At 67.4% G+C, this 22,731-nt stretch carries 19 protein-coding genes; 4 read left to right on the top strand and 15 right to left on the bottom strand.

All coding sequences use genetic code 11. The annotated features are described in order from the left end of the window. On the top strand, nucleotides 1–1,235 hold a 1,235-nt coding region (locus QSK35_RS42110; protein WP_285754008.1), incomplete at its 5' end, for an HNH endonuclease signature motif containing protein. 210 nt (nucleotides 1,236–1,445) lie between these two features. On the opposite strand, the gene QSK35_RS42105 is transcribed toward QSK35_RS42110, so the two are convergent. Genes QSK35_RS42105 through pabB form a run of 12 tightly spaced genes read right to left on the bottom strand, consistent with a single transcriptional unit; the run spans nucleotide 1,446 to nucleotide 15,882 of the window. Beyond that, entirely contained in the window at nucleotides 1,446–2,432 is a 987-nt protein-coding gene (locus QSK35_RS42105) for a 3-oxoacyl-ACP synthase III family protein (RefSeq protein WP_285754006.1), read from the bottom strand. Further along, nucleotides 2,432–4,315, bottom strand: coding sequence for a 2-oxo acid dehydrogenase subunit E2 (locus QSK35_RS42100; RefSeq protein WP_285754003.1), 1,884 nt, complete (start codon nucleotides 4,313–4,315; stop codon nucleotides 2,432–2,434). Before QSK35_RS42100 ends, QSK35_RS42105 begins: the two co-directional genes overlap by 1 nt. Continuing rightward, nucleotides 4,312–4,539: an acyl carrier protein gene (locus tag QSK35_RS42095; protein WP_285754001.1), complete on the bottom strand. Its 228-nt coding sequence runs from the start codon at nucleotides 4,537–4,539 to the stop codon at nucleotides 4,312–4,314. The genes QSK35_RS42100 and QSK35_RS42095 overlap by 4 nt, the downstream gene beginning before the upstream one ends. Then, a complete protein-coding gene (locus QSK35_RS42090; RefSeq protein WP_285754009.1) occupies nucleotides 4,536–5,420 on the bottom strand; it encodes a thiamine pyrophosphate-dependent dehydrogenase E1 component subunit alpha in 885 nt (294 codons plus the stop codon). The genes QSK35_RS42095 and QSK35_RS42090 overlap by 4 nt, the downstream gene beginning before the upstream one ends. Nucleotides 5,421–5,422: 2 nt before the next feature. Next, nucleotides 5,423–6,217 (bottom strand): DUF5602 domain-containing protein, encoded by a 795-nt coding sequence (locus QSK35_RS42085; RefSeq protein WP_285753999.1) that lies wholly within the window; start codon nucleotides 6,215–6,217, stop codon nucleotides 5,423–5,425. 14 nt (nucleotides 6,218–6,231) lie between these two features. Then, on the bottom strand, nucleotides 6,232–6,966 hold the full coding sequence (locus QSK35_RS42080; protein ID WP_285753998.1) for a class I SAM-dependent methyltransferase: 735 nt from the start codon (nucleotides 6,964–6,966) through the stop codon (nucleotides 6,232–6,234). Between the two features lie 49 nt (nucleotides 6,967–7,015). After that, nucleotides 7,016–8,464, bottom strand: a complete 1,449-nt coding sequence (locus QSK35_RS42075) for an FAD-dependent monooxygenase (RefSeq protein ID WP_285753996.1) — start codon at nucleotides 8,462–8,464, stop codon at nucleotides 7,016–7,018. Continuing rightward, the gene (locus QSK35_RS42070) at nucleotides 8,461–10,227 is read right to left on the bottom strand and encodes an ABC transporter ATP-binding protein (RefSeq protein WP_285753994.1); all 1,767 of its coding nucleotides are present in this window, start codon (nucleotides 10,225–10,227) and stop codon (nucleotides 8,461–8,463) included. Before QSK35_RS42070 ends, QSK35_RS42075 begins: the two co-directional genes overlap by 4 nt. Continuing rightward, nucleotides 10,224–11,939 carry an ABC transporter ATP-binding protein gene (locus QSK35_RS42065; RefSeq protein ID WP_285753992.1) on the bottom strand — a complete coding sequence of 572 codons (1,716 nt, stop codon included), beginning with the start codon at nucleotides 11,937–11,939 and terminating at the stop codon, nucleotides 10,224–10,226. Before QSK35_RS42065 ends, QSK35_RS42070 begins: the two co-directional genes overlap by 4 nt. Further along, nucleotides 11,936–12,379 carry a DoxX family protein gene (locus tag QSK35_RS42060; RefSeq protein ID WP_285753990.1) on the bottom strand — a complete coding sequence of 148 codons (444 nt, stop codon included), beginning with the start codon at nucleotides 12,377–12,379 and terminating at the stop codon, nucleotides 11,936–11,938. The genes QSK35_RS42065 and QSK35_RS42060 overlap by 4 nt, the downstream gene beginning before the upstream one ends. Before the next feature lie 15 nt (nucleotides 12,380–12,394). Continuing rightward, nucleotides 12,395–13,843, bottom strand: a complete 1,449-nt coding sequence (locus tag QSK35_RS42055; RefSeq protein ID WP_285753988.1) for a 4-hydroxyphenylacetate 3-hydroxylase family protein — start codon at nucleotides 13,841–13,843, stop codon at nucleotides 12,395–12,397. Further along, complete coding sequence (gene pabB, locus QSK35_RS42050) at nucleotides 13,840–15,882, bottom strand: aminodeoxychorismate synthase component I (protein WP_285753987.1); 2,043 nt, start codon at nucleotides 15,880–15,882, stop codon at nucleotides 13,840–13,842. Before pabB ends, QSK35_RS42055 begins: the two co-directional genes overlap by 4 nt. A gap of 192 nt (nucleotides 15,883–16,074) precedes the next feature. On the opposite strand from pabB, the gene QSK35_RS42045 reads away from it, so the two are divergent. The 3 genes from QSK35_RS42045 (at nucleotide 16,075) to QSK35_RS42035 (ending at nucleotide 19,857) form a co-directional block, all read left to right on the top strand. Next, nucleotides 16,075–16,785 carry a GPR1/FUN34/YaaH family transporter gene (locus tag QSK35_RS42045; RefSeq protein WP_285753986.1) on the top strand — a complete coding sequence of 237 codons (711 nt, stop codon included), beginning with the start codon at nucleotides 16,075–16,077 and terminating at the stop codon, nucleotides 16,783–16,785. Nucleotides 16,786–16,868: 83 nt separating this feature from the next. Beyond that, complete coding sequence (locus QSK35_RS42040) at nucleotides 16,869–18,467, top strand: FAD-binding oxidoreductase (RefSeq protein WP_285753984.1); 1,599 nt, start codon at nucleotides 16,869–16,871, stop codon at nucleotides 18,465–18,467. A gap of 10 nt (nucleotides 18,468–18,477) precedes the next feature. Further along, nucleotides 18,478–19,857: an MFS transporter gene (locus tag QSK35_RS42035; protein WP_285753982.1), complete on the top strand. Its 1,380-nt coding sequence runs from the start codon at nucleotides 18,478–18,480 to the stop codon at nucleotides 19,855–19,857. 37 nt (nucleotides 19,858–19,894) lie between these two features. Here QSK35_RS42035 and QSK35_RS42030 read toward each other — a convergent pair whose 3' ends face one another. The 3 genes from QSK35_RS42030 to QSK35_RS42020 are packed head-to-tail and all read right to left on the bottom strand — an operon-like array spanning nucleotide 19,895 to nucleotide 22,409. Then, nucleotides 19,895–20,293: a cobalamin B12-binding domain-containing protein gene (locus QSK35_RS42030; RefSeq protein WP_285753980.1), complete on the bottom strand. Its 399-nt coding sequence runs from the start codon at nucleotides 20,291–20,293 to the stop codon at nucleotides 19,895–19,897. Continuing rightward, nucleotides 20,287–21,822 (bottom strand): methylmalonyl-CoA mutase family protein, encoded by a 1,536-nt coding sequence (locus QSK35_RS42025; RefSeq protein ID WP_285753978.1) that lies wholly within the window; start codon nucleotides 21,820–21,822, stop codon nucleotides 20,287–20,289. The genes QSK35_RS42030 and QSK35_RS42025 overlap by 7 nt, the downstream gene beginning before the upstream one ends. Further along, the gene (locus tag QSK35_RS42020; RefSeq protein WP_285753976.1) at nucleotides 21,819–22,409 is read right to left on the bottom strand and encodes an aminotransferase class I/II-fold pyridoxal phosphate-dependent enzyme; all 591 of its coding nucleotides are present in this window, start codon (nucleotides 22,407–22,409) and stop codon (nucleotides 21,819–21,821) included. The genes QSK35_RS42025 and QSK35_RS42020 overlap by 4 nt, the downstream gene beginning before the upstream one ends. Nucleotides 22,410–22,731: the final 322 nt, after the last annotated feature.

The raw sequence follows: 22,731 nt of genomic DNA, 5'->3' as shown, positions 1-22,731 counted from the left end.
TCGAACACGTGGTCGACACGGATCTGTCCCTCCTCTCCAGCGGCGAGCTGCTTGACGGCTTCGCCGCGATGGAGCGTGAGATCCGTGTGCGTCATGAGCGGCTGCTGCGCTGGATTGCCGAGATGGACCGGCGTGGCCTGGCGGCCGAGCTGGGCTACAAGGACCTGGTCGGGGTGTTGAAGGATCGGGTGCATTGGGATCCGAGTGTGTCGAAGGCGAAGCTGCGCCGGGCGCGGCTGCTGACGCATCGGCTCGGCCAGTCGGGTGCGGAGATCGAGCCGGAGCTGCCCGCGACCGCCGAGGCGCTCGCTGAGGGCGAGTTGACCGAGGAGCATGTCGACGCGATCGCCAGGGCCATGAAGAACGTGCCCGCCGATGCCACGCCCGACAAGACGGCGTTCGTCGAGCGGCAGCTGGCCGAGTTCGGCCGGACGTTCGAGCCGGGCTCGATCCGCGACTTCGGCAAGAAGATCATCTACCGGATGTTCCAGAACGACCCCGAACCCGACGAGAAGGATCCGGCGCCACCCAGTGACCAGCTGATCGCCCGCATGGAACGCGGCCGCTGCCGCGGCAGCTTCGATCTCGGCCCCGAGACCGGCGCCAAACTCCTGGGCGCACTGGACCCGCTGGCCAAACCCCGCCCCACCGGCCCGGACGGCCCCGACACCCGCACCTACGCCGAACGGCAGGGCGACGCCTTCGCCGAACTGATCAACCTGGTGCTACGCGCCGACGTGCTGCCCGAACACGGCGGCGAAACCGTCACCCTGGCCGTCACGGTCTCCTACGACGACCTGGCCGCGAAGACGGGTCACGCGGTGCTGGACAACCAGGAACACATCCCGGTCAAGCAACTGCGCAAGCTCGCCTGCGAGGCAGGCGTCATCCCGATCGTGATGGGCAGCCGCTCCCAACCCCTCAACGTCGGCCGCAAGGCCAGGCTGTTCAACACCGGTCTACGCCGAGCGCTGGTCGCCAGGGACCGGGGCTGCGCCTTCCCGGGCTGCAACCGGCCGCCACGGCACTGCGAAGGCCACCACATCACACCGTGGTTCGAGGGCGGCAAAACGAGCCTGCACAACGGCGTGCTGCTCTGCCGACGACATCACGACCTGATCCACCAGAGCGACTGGGAAGTGAAGCTCCGCAACGGAATCCCGTACTTCATCCCACCGGCGTTCCTCGACCCGCTACGGCAGCCGAGACGCAACCCCCTGCACATGGTGAGCTGACGGAAAGGAAACAAACGATCGAAACTCAAGCCAGCTCATCCCAACCACCCACGCAACCGCACAACCACAACGCAAGTCTGGACAGGATCGGGACCACGACGGCAGCCAACCACCGTCTCGGTACGTTGGCATTTTCGTGCGGGACAGGCGCCCTAGCGCCTGGCCCGCACGAAAATGCCAACGTGTCGCGGCGCAGCCGCGTCCAAAGCCTCAAGCAGTGAACAGGGCAGCAGCCCAGTGCATCCCCCGCCCGTTAGCGGCAACCACGACGGACTCCCCAGGCGACAACGACAAGCGAGACAACCCGAACAAGTGGTCGGCAGCCCCAAAGTGCCCATGCTCCACAGCCCAAGCCAGGTTGGTCCGAGCAAGAGGAACGCCAACGAGATCAGCCTGCTCAGCCAACACCCGAGGATTGTCATTCAACAGCAGCAGCCAGGAGAGTGAGTCCTCAGACAAGCCGGCCTGCCGACAAACCCGGTGCACAGCCCGAGCAGTCCGATCGTTCACCTCCTCGGCAAACGCGGCGAACCGCTCGGTGTCGTAAGAGAAGTGCGCCATGATGTCCCAGGCATCCCGCACAGCAGGCGCCTCCCCGGCCGAGAACGGCGAAGCAGCCCCACCGACATCCATGCGAAAGAAGTCGGCGTAAGCCCCATCGGTCTCAGCATGTGACGCCCGCCAGGTCAACGACAACGCATCCCGCCAGCACACGGCAGCCGCAGCCCCATCGGAGAACAACAGCGAGTTGGTGTCGAAGCGATTCATGTAGGCCTCAGCCACCCGAGAAGCCCCGATCACCAACGCCGTCTTGTAGGACGGGTGCGTAGCGAACCGCCCGGCCACGGTGTCGAACAACGTCACGCCACCAACACACCCCTGCGAGATGAGCACAGCCTCCGCCCGCACCCCCAGCCGATGAGCCACCGCGGCAGCCGCATCCCAGTACAGATACTCGGGCACATCGGCAACAGCGAGCACCAGGAGATCCACGTCCCGAGCGGAAACCCCGGCAGACGCCAGAGCCGCAGTCCCAGCGGACACCGCGAGATCGGTCAACCCAACGGAAGCGATGTGCACGTAGTCGTAGCCGTAGCCGAGCACCCGCTCGACGTCCTCCGTGTAGGACCCGACGACATCCTTCACGGCCACCCGCTCACCAAGAGCGGTCCCAAAGCCCACCAGCCCGAACGCCATCACGGACCCACCAGCTTCTCCGGCTTCCGCAAGCTGTCCGCGACGAACCGCAGGAACGCCACAGCCGCGGCACCGTTCACCACCCGGTGGTCGTAAGCCAACCCCAAGGTGACCACCGAGGTAGACACCACGGCATCGTCAACAAGAGCCAGCTGAGCACGAACACCACCGACCGACAGCATGCACAGCTGAGGCCACATCACGATCGGCTGCACGAACACCACATCCGGGTCGACGTTCAGCGACACCGTGATCGAAGCACCGGCGAGCTCCGCAGCGGCGAACGAGCCACGAAACGCCTTCATCCGAAAGTCCATCAGATCATCGGATATATCCACAATGGACCGATCGGTGCAGTCGCGGATCACCGGCGTGAACAGCCCGTTCCCAGCGTCCAGAGTCACAGCCACATGCGGGGAGTCGACCAGGGCGACCGTGGTGTCATCGACCAGAGTGCCGAACAGGTGCCCGAAGTCCGCATGCGCCGAAGCGACAGCCTTCACCACCGCCTCGGGCAGCCCAACCTCCGCGCCCGTCTCATCGGACAACGCCCGCAACACGTCGAGCAGAGCATCGACCCGAACCTCGACCGCGGTGAACGCGGCAGGCACTTCCCGGTGCGCACGGGACACCACGGCGGCAGTCCCCTGCTGAGCCTTGTCCAACCGGTGAACCCGCGAAGCCCGCGGAACTTCAGCCGAAGCAACAGGAGCAGAGCCGGACAGAGTCGCCAGCAGGGCCCCGACCTCGACCTCAACGCCCTGCGCTACGTGCTGCCGGAGCACACCGGAAGCTGGCGCGCAGATCTCCTCGATCGCCTTCGACGTCTCGAGCTCGACGACCGGATCCCCCTCCGACACGGCGGCTCCATCCGGAACCAGCCACGTCAACACAAGGTAGGTGGTGTCGTTGTTGTTCAGCTTCGGAGCGGTGATGTCGACACCAGAGGAAGCCGGGGACGGCGGCGTCACAGCGGCAGCGATATGCGAGGCACCGAGGATCACACGGTCCTCGAGGTGCCGCGCACTAGGAATGATCGAGTCGGCGGACGACAACCGCCGCACAGGCGCGGGCAGCGAACCCCACAGCTCCTCGTGCACGACGGCGGCGACGTCCGCACCCCACGTGCCACCGGCAGTGCTCTCCTCCGCGACCACCACACGCTTACCCGACAACAACGGCAGCACGGGCGTCAGGTCGAGCGGATACAACCGCGACGGCACCAAAACGTGCGCGCCGGAGGAAAGAGCCCGATGCGCCACCCCGCCGGGACAGATGACCACGGTGTCCGACGAAGCCGGAACGTGCGCCCAGTCGCCGAGCCACTGAAAACCGTCCGTGATGAAGCGGCGCGTGTAGAGGACCTTGTCCTCGAACAGCATCGAAGGACCGGAGTCCAAAGCCCGCGCCATCAGCGAGAAGGGATCATGGAACGGCGTGGCCTCGAAGAGCGACAGGTTCGGAATGCCGAGGAAGTGTTTCTGCACCGACTGGCTGTGCGTCGGCCCGTACCCACGCCCACCGCCGACGGGACACCGCACCAGCAGCCGCATCGGCTTGCGCTGCCCGTACATCGTCACGGACTTGGAAGCCATGTTCAGGATCTGGTCGAACATCAGCGCGGCGAAGTCGCCGAACATCGCCTCGACGACGACCTGGTCGCCGGCCAAAGCCAGACCCGAGGCGACCCCGGCGATCCCGGCCTCCGACAACGGAGTCGTCAGCACCCGATCCGGGAAGACCGAAGACAACCCCTTGGTGACCTTGAAGGCGCCGCCGTACGGGTCGAGCACGTCCTCGCCGAGCAGGTGCAGGTCCGGGCGCTCCGCGAAGAGCCGGTGCAGGGCACGGTTGAGGCCTTCCACGACCCGAGGCGCCGTCATACCGCGATCCCCTTCCCGGTCAGCACTTCCCGCAGCGCCCGGACGGAACGGCACACCCGCGCCTCACGCGGTGTCAGCTTCACGCCGTAGGTCTTCTCGACGCCGACGACGATCTCCACGTGCCGCATGCTGGTCCACGCCGCGGTGGTCGCGGTGCCGGTGTCGTCGCCGACCGACTCGACCGGCACCCGCAACACGTCGGCGACGAGGTGGTTCAAGCTCACGATCCCGCCTCCACCAGATCGGGCCACGACGACGGCGGCCGGGCCGACACCTCGTCGACCATCCGGGAAACCGAAGAACGCACCCGCGACTCGAGAACCGAGAGCCGCGGGTCCGAGGCCACGTCGGAATACCAGTCGTGCAACGAGGAAACCTCATCGGCCGGCCGCGTGTCGTCGCCCTTGCTGTGCGGACCGAGCCGTGTGGTCATGAACTCGACCACCGCGGGCCGACCCGTACGAACCGAAGCAACAACAGGTGACACGAGCGAACGAATGGAAGCAACATCCTTTGTGGACACGTTCAGATAGGAAACCCCGAAGGCACGCACGCGATCGGCAACCGTTCCTGCCATCTCCAAGGACGTAGGCGTCGACTGGGCGATTCCGTTGTTCTCCACGACCACAAGGACGGGCACCTGCCACAGCGACGCCATGTTCAGCGCCTCGTACATCGTGCCTTCGCCCCAGGTCCCGTCACCGACGTAGACGACGGCGATCCGGCCGCTGCCGTCCCGTTTGAACCGGAGCCCCATCCCGACGGCCAGCGGCAGTCCCTGCCCCTGCACACCCGTGGACAGGAAACCCGGGGTGTGCACGTGCTGACTGCCGCCGACGCCGTTGCACACCGCACCGGACCGGCCCATGATCTCGGCCAGCAACCCGGAAGGGTCACGGGCGTGGGCCAGGTAGTGCCCGTGACCTCGGTGGTTGCTCAACACGAAGTCGCTGGTGAGCAGCGGCGCCAGCGCGACCGGGATGTACTCCTGGCCCAGGCAGGTGTGCGTGGTTCCGTTGAGCTTGCCCTCGTCGAACATCCGGAGCAGCGCCAGCTCGAAGTGCCGGATGCTCAGCAGCAGCTCCAGATCGTCGTCCGAGAGCATCGTCACGAACCCTGCCGCTTGGTCAGGTTCGCCAGCGAGATCACGTACGACTGCAGCTTGTCGTCCCACCGGATCGAGTACTTCGTCGGGTAGAAGCCGTCCTTCTGGACCGACTCGGGCTGCTTGACGTCCGCGGTCAGCTGCGGCTTGGTCAGCAGGTACTTCCGGGTGGCCAGCGGCTCCAGGAAGATCATCTTGGCGTCGAACGAGCCGTAGACGAAGACCTCCGAGAACTCCGGCTTGCCCGGACCGAACTCGCGGGTCGAGTCGAGCCAGTGCAGACCCATGCTCGGCACGGTCTTCTCGACCGGGTCACCGGGCTCCGCGATGAAGTCCTTCGCGACGTACTTGGGGTCCAGCAACCGGGAGGCCTTGGCCGGCTCCGCCTTGGGGTTGATCCCCATCGCCTCGTTGTGGTCGATCGTGTAGAAGTGGAACGCCAGCTGCGGCTCGCCGAACAGCTCCGCGGGCTTGCGGCCCTTCGGGTACCAGTTCAGCATGAGGTTCTTGACGGGCGTCTTCGCCGCTTCTTCCGGGAACTCCAGCACGTACATCGACGGCGCGTCGCCCTGCGGCAGACCGTCCAGCGCCTTCTCCGTCAGCCGGACGCCGATCTCGACCGGGTCGCCCTTCTTGTCGACGATGACGTACGGCGTCGCGATGCCGAGGCCGAGCGCGGCGGTCTCGCCGAGCACGGTCATCTCGCCGTTCGCGTTGGTGCTCGCCCGGCTGGGGGCACACGCCGCGACCGCGACGGCCGCGAGCGCCACGGCCGCATACCGACGTAACTTCCTCATTGCCGATCCCTTTCTCACGCAAGGCCGTAGACGGAGATGTGTCGCAGGTCGCCGGGCGAATAGGCCGCGGAGTCCCAGTCGGAGTAGCGCTCCAGCAGCCGCAGTCCGGCCTCGGCGGCCATCTCGTCGAGCTCGGTGGCCGTGTAGTAGCGGAACTTCACCGGGTACAGCTGGATGCCGTGCGGCGTCAGCAGCACGTTCTGGATGCTGAGCAGCTGTTCGGCGGGCTCGCGGATGGCGGCGCTGAGGACGACGTGCGTGACGTCGAGCAGTGACGTGGTGACGTACTGGTCGTGGCTGAAGCGGGTGTCGTCGACCTCCATCGTCTCGATGACGAGGCGGCCGTCGTCGGTGAGCTGCTTGCGCGCGCCCTGCAGGAACTGGCGCTGCGCGTCCGCGGTGAGCAGCGCGCCGAACGTGCCCTGAGCGAGGTAGACCAACGAGAACTGCTTGCCGAAGTCGACGTCGTTCATGTTGCCGACGACCACGGTGAGCTTGTCGGCGCCGGGCTTGGCCAGCAGCTGGTCGACCATGTCCTGGCTGATGTCGACGGCGTACAGCTCGACCCCGGTCTCGGCGAGCGGCAACGCGATCCGGCCGGTGCCGACGCCCGCCTCCAGCACGGGGCCGTCGCCGACGTACCCCTGCAGGAAGCCCACGATGCTCGCGACCTCTTCGGGGTTGTCGTTGACGACGTCGAACACCGCGGCAATGGCTTCGCCGTAGGATTCCGCGGAATAGCTCTGCATTGCCGCACCCCTTCGCTAGTGGTTACGACCAGTGTTCGCGGGCGGAGTCTCAGGCCTCTCTCCATACGTGCTCGCGCGGTTCACCGCACCACTGGTTCAACGCGGGCACCTCGTGTCCGGCCCACGCCACGTAACCGTCCGGCCGCACCAGCACCACCGGCGGGCACCCGCGGCCGAGCGGTTCGGCCAGCACCACGGACGTCACCCGATCCGCCCACGGCACCAGCGGCGCGTCCGAATGTCCGATGAGGACGAACTTGCCGTCACGGAAGTGTTCGTACAACCGGGTTCCGCCGGTCACCGGACGGTCGGGCACCCGCCGTCCCACCCAGCCCCGGCCGGGATAACGCAGGGTCAGACCCGAGAGATGCTCCAGGTTCGCGCGCTGGAACCAGTCGAACCGCACGAGCTTCTGCACGACCCAGCGAATCGTCCGCGCCACGAACGACGTGGAGGTTTCGAAGCGGAACGAGATGTCGGTCTTGCGCAACGTCTCCGCGGCGATCGGGTACCGCTCGGCCTCATAGCTGTCCAGCAGTCCCTCAGGCGCCCAGCCCTCGATCTCCGCGCGCAGCTTCCACGCCAGGTTGAACGCGTCCTGGATCCCGGTCTGCAACCCTTGTCCACCAGAGGGAATGTGTGTGTGCGCCGCGTCGCCGGCGAGCAGAACCCGGCCCACGCGGTACTTCTTGGCGTGCCGCTGCGAGCTGCGGAACCGCGACAGCCACACCGGGTCGTACGGCTCGACGTCCATGCCGAGGATCGCCGCGCAGCTCTCCCGCACCTCCTCCAGCGGCAACGGCGTGTCGGCCGGGAGCTTCATCCGCTCGTGGTCGAACACGATGACGCGGTAGGTGTCGTCCTGGAACGGGAACACCGCCGCCATCCCGCGCCGGGTGATCCGCGCGTAGGCGTTGGGCACGGGCGGGTTGCGCAGCCTGCAGTCGCCCATGATCACGGAGTCCTCGTAGTTCCAGCCGTCGAACTCGACGCGGACCAGCGAGCGGATCGTGCTGTTCACGCCGTCGCACCCGATCACGTAGTCGGCCCGCGCGGTCTCCACGCCACCGGGCCCGAGCAGGTCGAGGTCGACGCCCAGCTCGTCCTGCCGCAGCCCCACGACCTCGACGCCGAACCGGATCACCGCACCGGCCTCGGCAGCGGCCTCCTGCAGCACGGACTCCGTGCGGTGCTGGGGAATGATGAGGCTGAACGCGAACCGCGTGTCGAGCAGCCCGTAGTCGAGGTAGCCGTTCTCGTCGCCCACGGGTGGGTGCTGGCACGGCCGGCCGTGCTCCAGCAGCGCGTCGACCCGGCCGCGCATGTCGAGCAGCTCCATGGTGCGCGGCTCCATGGTGAACGCCCGCGACAGCGCGGCCTTGTGCGACCGCTTCTCCAGCACGTGGACGTCGATGCCGGCGCCGGCCAGCTCGGCCGCGAGCGCGAGCCCCGTCGGGCCCGCGCCAACCACGATCACCCGTGGGGACAACGTGATCACTCCCTCGGCAGTCGGTAGTGCATGCGCATTTCGGCGGACGTCTCGAGCAGCGACGCCAGCGGTCCGGCGGCGATCACGTGGCCGTCCTTGAGCAGCAACACCTGGTCGGCGCGTTCGAGCACGGCCGGGCGGTGGGACACGGCCAGGCACGTGGCACCGGTGGCGAAGATCCGCCGCCACAGCTGCTGCTCGGTCGTCACGTCCAGCGCGCTCGACAGGTCGTCCATCACGAGCAACGACGGCTGCCGCGCGAACATCCGGGCGGCCGCGGTCCGCTGCACCTGGCCACCGGACAGCCTGACGCCCCGCACCCCGATCTCGGTCTCGAGTCCCTCATCGAGGCGCTCGAGATCCGGGCCGAGCACGGCCATGTGCACGGCGCGTTCGACCCGGTCGTCGGGCAGACCGAGCAGGATGTTCTCCTGGATGGAACCCGAGAGCAGCGCGGGGTTCTGCGGTGTGTACGCCACGCGCGGCGGCACCATGAAATCGCCCGGCTCGTCGACGAGAACACCGTTCCAGCGGATCTCGCCGTCCTGCACGGCGTACAACCCGAGCACAGAGCGCAGCAATGTCGTCTTCCCGGACCCGACCTCGCCGGTGACCACGGTGACCGTTCCCGACGCCAAGGTCACCGACACGTCCCGAATGCCCTTACCGTTCGGGAACACGTGCGTCAACGACCGGACTTCCAGCTCCCGCAACGGTTCCGCAGGCCGTGGCAGCTCCACGGGCGGCGGGTCCGACCTCAGGTACAGCGGGTTGTGGTCGACCAGCGTCATGGCGGGCACACCCTGCAACAGCGCGGCGGCGCGGACGAACGACACACCGGACTGCTGATAGGTCCGCACCAGGAAGCCCATGAACGCCGTGTAGTCCGCGACCTGCATCAGATAGGTCGAGAACAGCACGAAGTCACCGATGGTGAACGAGCCGGACCGCATCTGGCTCGCCGCAACGAGCAACGTCAGGCCGGCGCCGAGCGAGGCGGTGCTGTTGAACACCGAGTCGATCGCGAGGCTCTGCACCTTGTCGCGGATCATCGCGGTCTTGCGCACCCGGTTGTCGGCGCGCAGCCGGTCGACGACCTCGTGCTCCTTGTTCGCGGCCTTGATCGCGCGCACGGCGACGACGATCTCGCCGATCGTGCCGGTGACCTTCGCGGTGGCCTCGCGGCTCTGCTCACGGATCCGGTACGCCCGCGCCCGCGCGAACTGCGCGAGCCCCAGCACGACCGCCAGCGGCACCATGACGATCAACGTGATCTGGACGTCGACGCTGAGCAGGATGATCATCCCGCCGCCCGCGAAGATGAGGCCGGACATCATGTCGAAGCCCCAGCCGCCCATCAACGCGATGGCGTCGCTGTCGTCGCGAACGGTCGAGATGCTCTCGCCCACGGTCGTGGGCATCGCCTCCGCTCCGGGCAGCCGGAAGACCCGCGCGAGCAGGTTCCGTTGCACCAGGCCACGGGCCCGCAGGTACCACCCCGCCCACGCGACCGTCGCGCCGATGATCGCCGCGCATCGAGCGAGACCCGCGGCGACCACGATCGCGACCAGGGTCCAGATCGTGATGCCCGAAGCAGCCCGGCCTTCGAGAACGTCGAACAGCAGCTTGCCGAGCACACCGGGCAGCAGCGGCCACAGGTGGAACAGCGCCCACCCGCCCGCGGCGGCCGAATAGCGCCACGGGCTGTACGTGATCAGCCGCCACAGGAACGTCAGCGTAGGTGGCACGGCCTCGTTCTTGACGGTCGTCATTGCAGCACCCGCCCCACGCGGTAGAGCTCGGCCAGCCGGGAGTCCGGATCGGCCAGCAGGTCATCGGTGACGCCGTGCTCCACCACCGAGCCCTGGTGCAGCACGAGGGCGTGGTCGGTGCGCAGGATGGTGTCGAGCCGGTGCGCGATGATGATCGACGTGCGGCCGGCGAGCATGCGGTCCAGAGCGCGTTCGACCATCGCCTCGGTGACGAGGTCGAGCTTGCTCGACGGCTCGTCGAGGATCACCAGGCCGGGATCTTTGAGGAACACCCGCGCCAGCGCCAGCAGCTGCGCCTGTCCGGCGGACAGGGTCGACGAAGAGATCTTGGTCGACAGCCCGTCGGGCAGGCTGTCCAGCCACGGCCGTAACTCCAGGGCGTCCAGCACGTCCAGCAGCCGCTGATCGGAAACGGAGCGGTCGAAGAACGTCAGGTTCTCGCGCAGGGTGGCGTCGAAGACCTGCACGTCCTGCGTCACGAACCCGACCTGCGACCGCAACGACGACAGCGTCGCGTCACGCGTTTCGATACCGCCGAGGAGCACCCGCCCGGAATCGGGGTCGTACATGCGGAACAACAGGTGCGCGATCGTCGACTTGCCCGCACCCGTGCGTCCGACCAGCCCGAACGACGTGCCGGCGGGAACCTCGAACGACAGCCCGTTCAGGATCTGCTTGTCCTGGTAGGAAAAGGAGACATCGTCGAACCGCGCCGACAGGGCGCCGGTGGGCAGAACACGGGTTCCGTCGACCAAAGTGGACTGATACGAGAAGAGCTCGCCCATGCGGCGGATCGCGGCGCTCGCCTGCTGCAACGCCTGCACCTGGTGCCGCAGCACCTCCATCGGCGTGTTGAGCATGGTGGCGTACGCGACGATCAGGAACGCGCCGGACAGCGACACGGTGCCGTTCTGGTAGAAGAAACCCGCGTAGCCGAACGCGAACGCCGAGCCGGCCGTGGCGACGATGGACATGACCACCCAGATCGCACTGCCCCACGCCTCGGCCCGCACCTTGACCGGCAGCCACGCCCGCAGGTGCCGGTGGAACCGCGCCAGTGCATAGCCGACGGCACCGGAGGACTTCAGATCCTCGGTCGCCCGCATGGCCTCGCTGACGTACCCGAAGAACTTGGCGCTCTGCTCGCGGTCGTCCTCCCACTTGTGGGTCGCCACCCCCGCGACCCGCGCCAGGAAGAAGTACCCGAGCACGGTGACCGCGGCGAACGTGAGCCCGATCCGCCAGTCCAAAACCGTCAAAGCGCCCAGAATCCCCAGCAACAGCAGGACGTTGCCGATGAGGTGCACGATCAGGCTGGAGAAGAACTCGGCGACCTGGTTGACGTCACCGTCGATGCGCTCGATCAGCTCACCCGGTGAGCGCGACTCGTGGAACGAGAGATCGAGCGAGAGCACGTGCGCCGCAAGGTCTTCGCGCGCGGCGTTGGTCGCCGTCCACGACACGCGTTCCGACGCATAGGCGGCGATGACCTTCGCGAGCTGCCGGAAGGCCGCGACCCCGAGGAACACCAGGGCGATCGTGACCAGGATTCGTTCAGCGCGGCCGCGCTGCACCGACTCGATGAAGAACGCGGCGATGCGCGGTTCCGCGATCTCCAGCGCGATCGAGCACAGCAGCAGGACGGCCATGAGCACGACGCTCCCCCGCTGCGGACCCAGGTAGGTCCGCAGCAGGGAGCCATGACTTTTCACGACACCTTGCGGCGCTGGAACAGGTTGTCCAGAGCGAACGCGCCGGGGCCGATCAGGGCGACGAGCAGCCAGGTCCAGCTGAACATGGCGGCGAGCTCACCGCCGTTCTGCAGGGGCCACAGCCCCATCGGGGCGTGCACGGTGAAGTACGCGTACGCCATCGCGCCGGACGCCAGGATCGCGACCGGCCGCGTGAACAGGCCGAACAGCAACAGGATGCCGGCGCCGAACGGGATGGCGCTGCCCCAGAAGTCGGGGAACGTCGGGAACGACACCGAGCCGCCCTGGCCGTCGACGCCGCCGAACGCGCCGAACAGGCCCATGCAGCCGTGCAGGATGAAGAAGAACGAGAAGACGATTCGGAACCCGGCGAGCGCGAGCGCCTGCGGACGTGTCTTCACACCGGCCTCGACGCCCGGACGTGTCTGTGTGGCGGTCATTTCGGTGTCCTCTCTCTAGATGGGGTCTTCGAGGCTGTAACCGTCGAGGCACCGTCGGGCCAGCGCCGCGTACGTCTCGGGGTCGCCCTCGCGGACGAGCGTGGGCAGGTACACGTGCGGTGAGCCGTGGTAGAAGCGCTCGTACTGGTCGTGCCGCCCGGCGAACTCGCTGCCCAGCGCGTCCCAGGCGAGCTTGAGCAGCTTGGTGCGCGACTCGGCGTCGTGGCCGGGCGAGCGCACGTACTTGCCCAGCAACCGCGCCACCTCGGGGTTGCGGAAGTCGCGGAACGACGCGGGCAGCTGGATCAGCCCGCCGCCGGCGAGGAGCTTGATCTCGGCCAGCACCTTGGGATACAGGTCGGGTCCGATGGCGAGCTGCGCGCACGACATCTCCCGGTTCGGGGCGACGGCGTCCGCGCCGGGCACGGGTTCCGCGCCCTCCTCGATGGCCACCGCGACCGCCTTCGCGGTGTTCACCCAGGCCATCAGCTTGCCGATCTGCATCTTCACCGGCGGCAGGTCGTAGGTGTTGTTGGCGCGCGCGATGAGGATCGCGATGCCCGCCAGGAACTCGAGCTTGGTCCACAGCCGGATCGCGCCGTGGTGCACGAAGCTGACGAACGCGGGCGTCTGCCAGAACTGCTCGTGGCACGCCAGCGGGTCGCGGTAGGTGAAGACCCGTTCCCACGGCACGAAGACGTTGTCGAACGTGACCAGCGCGTCGTTCTCGTCGAACCGGCTGGACAACGGGTAGTCGAAGATGCTCGTCGCGCGGCCCTCGTAGGAGGTGCGGCTGACGAACTGGATCCCAGGCGTGGCAACGGGAACGGAGAAGCTGACCGCGTAGTCCGCCTCGCTGGGCGCCATCCGTTGCGTGACGCCCACGAGCATCTCGTCGGCGAACGCCGCCGCGGTGCCGATCATCTTGGCGCCGCGCACGACGATGCCGTCCGCGCGTTCCTGGACCACCCGGAGACACAGGTCGTCCTCTTCGAGCTCCGACGGCGGCTTCGTGCGGTCGATCTGCGGGTTGACCAGCGTGTGCGCCTGGTAGAGGTCGTTGGTGGCCATCCGGCGCCAGTGCTCGACGATGTTCCGCGAGCCGTCGAACTCCCGGCGGAACACGTCCGGCACGGTCGCGAAGCCGGCGATCGCGGACGCCATGTAGTCCGGCGACCGGCCAAAGAACCCGAACGTCGCCTCGGACCAGATCTTGAACGCGCGCCCCTTGGCCTTCAGTTCTTCCTTGGTACGGGGAATCTGGTGCGCCTTGTGGATCTGCGTGCCGGCGAGGTCGGCGGTGAGCTCGGGCCGCTCGCGCGCGAGGTCGTAGAGCTCGGAGATCGACCGCACCGAGTTGCGGAACGCCGGGTGCGTCGTGATGTCGCCGACCCGCTCGCCGTCCAGCCAGATCACCCGGCCGTCGCGCAGCGACTCGAGGTACTCCTTGCCGGAGCGGGTCATCGCTTTACCTCCAAGAGCTTGCCCGGTACGAGGTGCCCGCGCATCGGCGCTCGTGCTTTGAGCAGCATCTCCTCGAACTCCTCCTCGGGAACGGAGTCGAGGACGATCGCGCCGCCCGCGCCGATCGACAGGCTCTGCCCGTCCGAGACCGCGGTGCGGATGACGATGTTCAGGTCGGCGGTTCCGTTGCAGCACAGGAAACCGATGGAGCCGGAGAAGATGCCGCGGGCGGTGGACTCCAGCTGGTCGATGATCTCCATCGTGCGCAGCTTCGGCGCACCGGTCATCGACCCGCCGGGGAAGCACGCGCGCACGACGTCGATCACGTCGAGGTCGCCGAGCATGGTGCCGCGGATCGTCGACACGAGCTGGTGCACGGTCGCGTAGCTCTCGACCGCCATGTACCGCGGCACGTGCACCGAGCCGATCTCGCACACCCGGCCCAGGTCGTTGCGCAGCAGGTCCACGATCATCAGGTTCTCGGCGCGGACCTTGGGATCCTCGGTGAGGCTCGCCCGCGACCGCGCGTCCTCGAGCAGGTCGTCACGGCGCGGCGCGGTGCCCTTGATGGGCTTGGACTCCACGGTCCCGTCGCGTTCGACGCGCAGGAACCGTTCCGGCGACGAGCACATCACCGAGACGCCGCCGAGTCGCAAGAACGCCGCGTAGGGCGCCGGGTTCGTGCGGCGCTGCACCAGGTACAGCTTCAGCGGGTCGGTGCCGAGCAGCGGCAGGCTGGTCCTGGTGGTCAGGCAGATCTCGTAGCTCTCGCCGGCGTGCAGCTGCCGCTGACACGCCTCGACGTTGTCGAGGTAGTCCTGGCGGGCCAGCATCAGGCCCGGTCCGGGGTCGTAGCCGAACGGTTCGCGTGGCTCCGGCAACGGTTGCAGGGACTGGATCCGGCGCTCGGTGTCGTCCAGCCAGGCCTGCGCGGAGTAGTCGTAGTCGTCGCGCGTCAACGCGATCAGGTGCGTGTTGCGCAGTTCGTGGTCGACCACGACGAGCCGGGTGGTGGACATCCAGACCGCGTCGGGTGTGGTCGCGTGATGCCTGTTCGGCGAGCCCAGCTCGCCCTTCAGCTCGTACCCGAAGTAGCCGACATAGCCCGCTGTGAGGTCGAACGGCACGTCCGGTGCGTCCACAATGGAGTCGCTCAGCCTGGCGCGCAGCTCGTCGAACACACCCTCGTCGACGTCGTAGGTCAGCACCTCGCCGTGCGGGCCTTCGGGCGCGCCGAAGAACGAGAACCGCGACAGGCCGGGCTCGACGCGCGCGCTGTCCAGCCAGAACGCGTAGTCGAGGTGCCCGAACAGCTCGGTGAACGCGGCCGCGGTGTCCACTTCGAAGTCGATCTCGCGGTGCAGCACATGCCATCGGTTCGCCGGCTTCTTGCGCAGCCGTAGCGCGGGCATCTCGTGCACGATCGGCGAGTTCAGCGCACGCCCCTGTTCGGCGAGGGTCTTCGCGGCCAGCCGGCCGAAGTTCTCGATGATCCACGCGCCGTGCTCGGACGCGATCGACTCGGGGTGAAACTGCACACCCCACATCGGGCGCTCGCGGTGCCGCAACCCCATGAGCACGCCGTCCTCGGCCCACGCGGTGGCCTCCAGGTTCGGGGGCAGGCTCTCCGGCGGCACGCACAGCGAGTGGTACCGCACCGCGGTGAAGTCCTGCGGCAGCCCGTCGAACACGCCGGAACCGTTGTGCCGCACGCGGGTCAGGTGCCCGTGCTTCGGTTCGGGCGCGCCGACGACTTCCGCTCCGGCGACCAGCGCGATCGCCTGGTGCCCAAGGCACACGCCGAGCAGCGGGACCTCGGTGTCGCGCAGCACCTGGCGCACCGCGCCGAGGTCGCGGGCGCGGCCGGGGTGACCGGGACCGGGCGAGACGACGATCGCCTCGAACTCCTCTACCGAGAGGGTCGACCAGCGTTCGTCATCGTTGGTTACGACCACCGGCGGCGTGCCGTACACCTCGGCCATCAGCTGGAACAGGTTGTAGGTGTACGAGTCGTGGTTGTCGATGAGCAGCGTGCGCATACAACCCCCATTTCCGCCCGGTCGTCCGCTTTGCCGCGTAGGCAGTAAATTGGAATCACGGGTGTACGAACAAGGTCGCAAGAGCGTTGTGAGAGCAGGGAAAGAGCCTGTCGAATCCGCGCGTTTACTGATGTGAGAACGGGTCTCGCTAGCTTTCGGTTCGCCAGATGTCCGAGCCAACCGGAGAGACTCATGACCACTACGGAAATTCCGTCTCAGACCTCCAACGGGCACGTGAAGGAACACGCTCCCGTCGAGCGGACCGAACCAACCCCCACCGAGGTTCCGGTGTCGCTGGCCGCCAGCCCCGCGCTCCTCGGCTACCCGGCGTTCGCGATCGGCGCCCTGTCGCTCGCCCTGTTCCTCACCGGCTTCAACCAGGTGACGATCCCGTCCACGCTCGCGGGCTCGCTGCCGATCATGATCGTGGCCAGCGGCTTCCTGCTGATCGTCGCGAGCGTCTGGGCCATCAAGCGCAACGAGGGCGTGCACGCCGCGATGTTCGGCCTGTTCGGCGCCTTCTGGCTGAGCTTCACCGTGCTGATCATCGGTCTGCTCGACAACTGGTTCGGCAAGCTCCCCGAGCCGGCTCAGCGCGGTGCCAACGCGAACTTCCTGCTCATCTGGTTCGTGCTGATGCTCGTCTTCACGGGTGCCACGCTGCGGCTGCCGAAGGCCGTGACGCTGCTTTTCGTGCTGATCGACTTCTCGCTGATCACGCTGTTCGCCGCGGTGAGCATCGCGCGTCCCGGCGCCGGTGGCGACCCGTTCATCCTGCACCCCGGCATCGCGGCGCTGTTCACCATGCCGTTCGTGGCGCTCTACCTGTTCGCCAGCTCCGTCAACACCGCGCTCGGCGGCAAGTCCTTCCCCATGGGAAAGCCCTTCATCCGCAAGCGCTGAGGCGTTCTACCGGTGGTTCCTCTTGGTCTCGGTGGTGACTTCACCACCGAGACCAGGGTCCATTTCTGACTTAAGGAGAACAAATGAGTGCCTTGTCCCGCCGAGGATTCCTGGCAGGCACGGCGATCGGCGGTGCTTCTCTCGTGGCGGGAACGTCCGTTGCCGCTGCCGCGGAAGAGGCCGCGCGGACGTGTGGCGCCTTCGGCCCGGTGACGATTCCCGCCGGTGACCCGCGCTACCAGAGCATTCAGCGCGCCCACAACACCCGCTATGTGGGCAGTCCGGACTACGCGAAAGTGGTCGGGACCCCGCAGCAGGTCGTCACCGCCGTGGGTGATGCCGTCGCGGCGGGCAAGCGGCTCGCGGTGCGGTCCGGCGGCCACTGCATGGAGAACTTCACCGCGAACGCGGACGTCAAGGCGCTCATCGACCTCTCGCAGCTCGACGAGGTCTACTGGGACGAGTCGAAGCGCGCGTTCGCCGTCGAGCCGGGCGCCACGATCGGCCGCACGGCCGAGACGTTGTTCAAGGGCTGGGGCGTCCTGCTGCCGGGCACCGGGTGCGCGCAGGTCGGCGTCGGTGGCCACATTCCGGGCGGTGGCTACGGTTTCTACTCGCGCCGCTACGGCCTCACCGTCGACCACCTGTACGCCGTCGAGGTCGTCACCGTGGACGCCTCCGGAACGCCTCGGCTGATCACCGCGACCCGTGAGGCCTCGGACCCGAACCGCGACCTGTGGTGGGCGTTCACCGGTGGCGGTGGCGGCAACTTCGGCATCGCCACGAAGTACTGGTTCCGCACGCCCGGCGTCACGTCGACCGACCCGCGCAGGGCGTTGCCCAGCACCGGGAACCAGCGCGCCCGGATGGTCATGTACTCGTGGCAGGGCATGTCCGAGCAGCAGTTCATCAAGCTGCTGCGCAACTACTTCAACTGGTTCGAGGCCAACAGCGCGCCCGGCAACCCGAACACGAAGGTCTGGGGCACGTTGTTCGCCAACCACGTCGCCGCGGGCACGATCGGTGTGCTGGCCGGTGTGGAGGACACCGTGCCGAACGGCCAGGCCATGCTCGACGCGCACTTCAACGCCGTGATGGCGGACGTCGGCGCCACGCCGGTCGCGGACTTCGGCGAGGTCACGTCGTGGCTCGACCCGCGCAACTGGGTTAGCGACCCGTCCGGCCGGCAGAAGAACAAGACCGCCGACCTGCGCAAGGGTTACACGGACGCGCAGATCTCGACGATCTACCGGTACCTCAACGACTCCAACTACTCGAACCCCAACGCGCTGGTCAACATCACCGGGTTCGGCGGCCAGATCAACGCGGTGCCGTCGGACGCGACCGCCGCCGTGCACCGCGACTCGATCCTGCGCGTGTACTTCACCGCGGGCGGCTGGACCGGCGAGTGGGAGGACGAGACCCACATGACGTGGGTGCGCAACCTCTACCGCGACGTCTACGCCACCACCGGCGGCGTTCCCGTTCCCAACGCCATCAACGGCGGCGCGTTCATCAACTACGCCGACAGCGACACGCTCGACCCGGCGTGGAACACGTCCGGCGTCCCGTGGCACGCCCTCTACTACCGCGACAACTACCCGCGGCTGCAACGGATCAAGAAGCGCTACGACCCGCGCAACGTCTTCAAGCACGCCATGTCCATCGTTCCCGCCACATAGGAGTCCGCCGATGTCCACCACCGCTTTACCGGTTGAGGTCGTCCAACCGGAGTCGAAGATCAGGGGCCGCGCCGCGGTCGCACTCGCTGTCGTGGTCAGCTTCTGGGCGCTCATCCTGGTCGACGAGATGGTGGTGAACATCTCGCTCGCACAGATCGGATCCTCGCTCGAGCTGTCGCAGACCGAACTGTCCTGGGTGGTCAACGCCTACCTCCTGCCCTACGGCGGCCTGCTGCTGCTCGGCGGGCGGCTCGGCGACATCCTGGGCAAACGTCGCATGTTCGTCATCGGCATGGCCCTGTACACCGTCGGCTGCCTGGCTCGCGCTCTCGCTCCGGACGCGTGGCTGCTGATCGCCGCACGTGGTGTGCAGGGCACCGGTGCCGCGCTTGCCACACCGTGCGTGCTGGCGTTGATCATGAACCTGTTCGCCGAGGGTCCGTTGCGCCGCAAGGCGATCGGCGTCTACACGATCGCCGGCGGTGCCGGTGCCGCGGTCGGTCTGCTTGTGGCCGGTGCACTGGGTGCGTTCGGTTCGTGGAAGCTGCAGATGCTGCTGGCCGGCGTGATCGGCCTGGTGCTGTTGGTGCTGACGCCTTCGGTGGTCGGTGAGACGCCTCGGGTTTCCGGCCGGTTCGACATCACCGGTGCCCTGGTGTCGACGCTGGGCCTGGTTTCCCTGGCGTACGGCCTGAGCGCCAGCGCTCTGCCGTACGTGGTCGCGGGTATCGTGCTGCTGGCCTTGTTCTTCGTGATCACCAGGCGTGCGTCGCAGCCGCTGCTGGACCTGTCGCTGTTCAAGTCGAACGGCGGCGCCTACCTGACGCTGGCGTTGATGCCAGGTGCGCAGATCGGGTTGTTCTTCTTCCTCGGCCAGTACCTGCAGCTCATGTCCGGCTGGACGCCGATGACCGTGGCCCTGGCGTTCCTGCTCGTGTCGGTCGGCATGATCGGCGCGGCCGGTCCCGCGGGCAAACTCGAGTCGCGGCTAGGCGGGCGCACGATCGTGCTCGGCGCGTTGATGTTGATCGTCGCGAACCTGTTGCTGCTGCGGGTTCCCTCGGGTGGGTCGTTCTGGACGACGATCCTGCCGTCGCTGTTCCTGGTCGGTGCGGGCCTGGCGTTCACGATCATCCCGGCGACCATCAAGGCCACGTCGGGCGTCGAGGACTCGGGTTCCGGCTCGGCTTCGAGCGTGGTGAACGCCGTGCAGAACGTCGGTTCGTCGATCTCGCTGGCGATCATCATCGCGATCTCGACGGCCGCCGCCTCCGGCGTCGCCGAGGAGTCCCAGTTCACCGCGTCGATGTCGGCCAGCTTCCTGGCGGGTGCCGGCTTCGCCACCGCCATCGCCCTGGTGGCCCTGCTGATCCGCTCGCGCCGCGCCTGACGTCAGAAGCCCCCTCCCGGTGTGGGAGGGGGCTTCTTCATGCCGTCAGTTCGGCGATTTCGGAGACTATGTGCGTAAGCGGGCTGCCAACGCCGAAGATCTGGGCGACGCCCAGCTCGCGAAGGCGCTCCTGATCCGGCTTCGGAATCGTGCCGCCGACCACCACGACGACATCGTCGATGCCCGCGTTCCGGAACGCCTTCATGACGTTCTCACACTCGGTGAGATGGTTACCGGACAACGTGGACAGGCCGACAAGGATCGGATCTTCTTGACTCACCGCGCCGACGAGCTCGTCCGCAGTGGCGTGGCCAAGGTAGACGACCTCCATACCGGCGTCCCGCAACGCGTTCGACACGACGATGGCGCCGCGCCAGTGCGCATCCATGCCGAGCTTCGCCATAACGGCCTTACGGCCATGCAGCACGCCTACCACAGCGGGAACTCCCATCGTCCAAGCTCGTCGCGGAAGGTCCTACCCAGCTCCCCCAGCGTCACGTCCGCGTCGACCGCTCGCAGGACGGCGGGCATCACGTTCTGCCCTGTCCTACAAGCTTCCGCGACTTCCTTGATCGCGTGACCGGTGTCGCCCCGCCTGGCCCGCACCATGTCAAGCCGGGCGAGCTGCCGATCGAGCGTGTCGTCCGGGATCTCGAACAGGGCAGGCTGCTCGTCATCGCCTTCAAGGTGCGTATTGACGCCGACAACGAGCTGCGTACCGTCCTCGATCCTCCGCTGGTCCTCAAACGCCGTGCGCGCCAACTCGGCGTGCACCCAGCCCTGCTCAGTCGCCGACACGATGCCACCCATGGCGTCGATCGCCTGCAACGTCTGCGCCGCCCGCTGTTCGAGCTCGTCAGTGAGGTACTCGACAAGATGGCTACCGCCCAGCGGATCCGCAGTCTTGGCGACCCCAGTCTCGTGCAGCAGCACATACTGCGTGCGCAGCGCCGTCATCGCAGCGTGCTCGGACGGAATGCAAACCGCTTCGTCATACCCGTTGATATGCAACGACTGCGTGCCACCGCACACCGCCGCCAACCCTTGCAGCGCGCTGCGCGCAATGTTGACGTGCACGTGCCGCGCCGCGTTCGTCACACCACTGGTCTGCACGTGGTACCGAAACATCTGCGCGCGCGGGTCTTCCGTGTATTGCCTGGCCCAACGAGCCCACATCCTGCGAAGGGCCCGATACTTGGCCACCTCTTCGAAGAAGTCATTGTGCGCATTGAGAAAGAACGAGACCCGCTGCAGAACGGCCTCGGGCGCGTGCCCTCTCCGGATGAGTTCGGTAACGATCGCCTGACCGTGCGCAAGACACAACGCCATCTCCAGCACAGCGTCCGCGCCGGCCTCGCGGTAGTTATATCCGCTGACACTGACGGGGTTCCACCGCGGCAACTCACGCAACGCGAAGTCGGCCAGGTCGCACGCGAGCCGGAAACTCCCCTGCGGCGGCAACGCCTCCGGTGCGATCGTGATCGCAGTTTCCATCAGAAAGTCGTTCTGGCTGGTACCAGCCAGGCTTTGCCTCCGAAACCCTTGCCGCTCAGCGGATCTAACGAACATCGCCAGGTGCGCGACGGCCCCGATCGGCTGCGACGACACGAGCGAAACGCTGACCTGGTCAAGCGGAATCCCCTTGAACAGATCGTCAAAGTCGTCCCGCACGTCGACGGCCACGCCGCCACGCCCAACATCGCCCCTGGCCCGCGCCTCGTCAGACCCGAACGCCCGCAAACTCGGGTAGTCGAACACCCCGTTGATGCCCGTGGACCCGTTGTCCAGCAACATCCGGTAACGCGCGTTGGTGTCCTGCGCCGTCCCAAACCCAGCGAGCTGCCGAATAGTCCACGGCCGCTCGCGGTACATCCGTTCGCGAATCCCCCTGGTGAACGGAAACTCCCCAGGCTTCTCGGGCCCGAGGTGCGACGGCAACGGGATTCCGCTGGACGTGTAGGTCATCGCAACACCTCGTCAGCTTGGCCCACCGAAATCCGGCGGGCGCCGGTGGGCAGGTGGGCGAGCACGAAGTCAGTGGCCGAGGGGACGTACCGAATGCCCAACTCGTCCAGCCTGCGACACAACCGCGCGCGGGCAACCCGGTTCTCGGCCCGCCACCGGCCACGCTGCCCAAGGTCTTCAAGGAGGTCTGCGGCCTCGATCGGCAACTCCGCCGGGCGCAACTGGGCGATCACATCGGGATCCCCGATCACGTAACCGATCCGGGCACTCGGGATGGTGCGCAGCACGCACACGTTGCGGCAGAACCGGGCCCACCACCGAGCCGAGGTGAAATTCGGGCCCAGCGCGAACTCCGCAAGCCGCTCGTCGAACACCACCACCGCGTCCCGCCGCCGCGCCCCTTCGCACAGCTGCCGCACGCGGTGCGGGGCAAGGGGCATACCAGTCACGTCGTGCGGGTTGGGCACCACGGCCACGTCGCCACGAATCCTGGTCAGTTCGCCGACGAGCTCGTCGGACCCGACGCCCACGGCGACGCGGTTCTCGTCGACGAAGTGGTGTGCGGCGATCCTCTTGACCAGGCTCACCAGCCGAAACTAGCTGGCAGCGGTCTCAGCGCAGTCTTTTCGATCACGGGCTGGCGGTCCCGTGGTGTTCCGTTGGCTGGCCGTGTCGTGGTGTTCGTGCGGCTGCCGGTCCCGTGCGTGGTCGCCACCTCGGCTGCCGGTCCCGTGCGTGGTCGCTAGCTTGGCTGCCGGTTTCGTGCGTGGTCGCCTTTTGTCGGCTGCCGGTGTCGTGGGGCGCTGCGTCTTCCGGGACGCGCTTCGCGCGTGCGATTGGGGCTTGACTTGGGGCCCCTCGCGGCGTGGTGGGCCGGCTCCGCCGGCAGATGCAAGATCTGCCGGCCCA

This window comes from Lentzea sp. NBRC 105346, assembly GCF_030269605.1.
Classification (GTDB): domain Bacteria; phylum Actinomycetota; class Actinomycetes; order Mycobacteriales; family Pseudonocardiaceae; genus Lentzea.
This window is presented reverse-complemented; position numbering and strand designations above follow the sequence as displayed.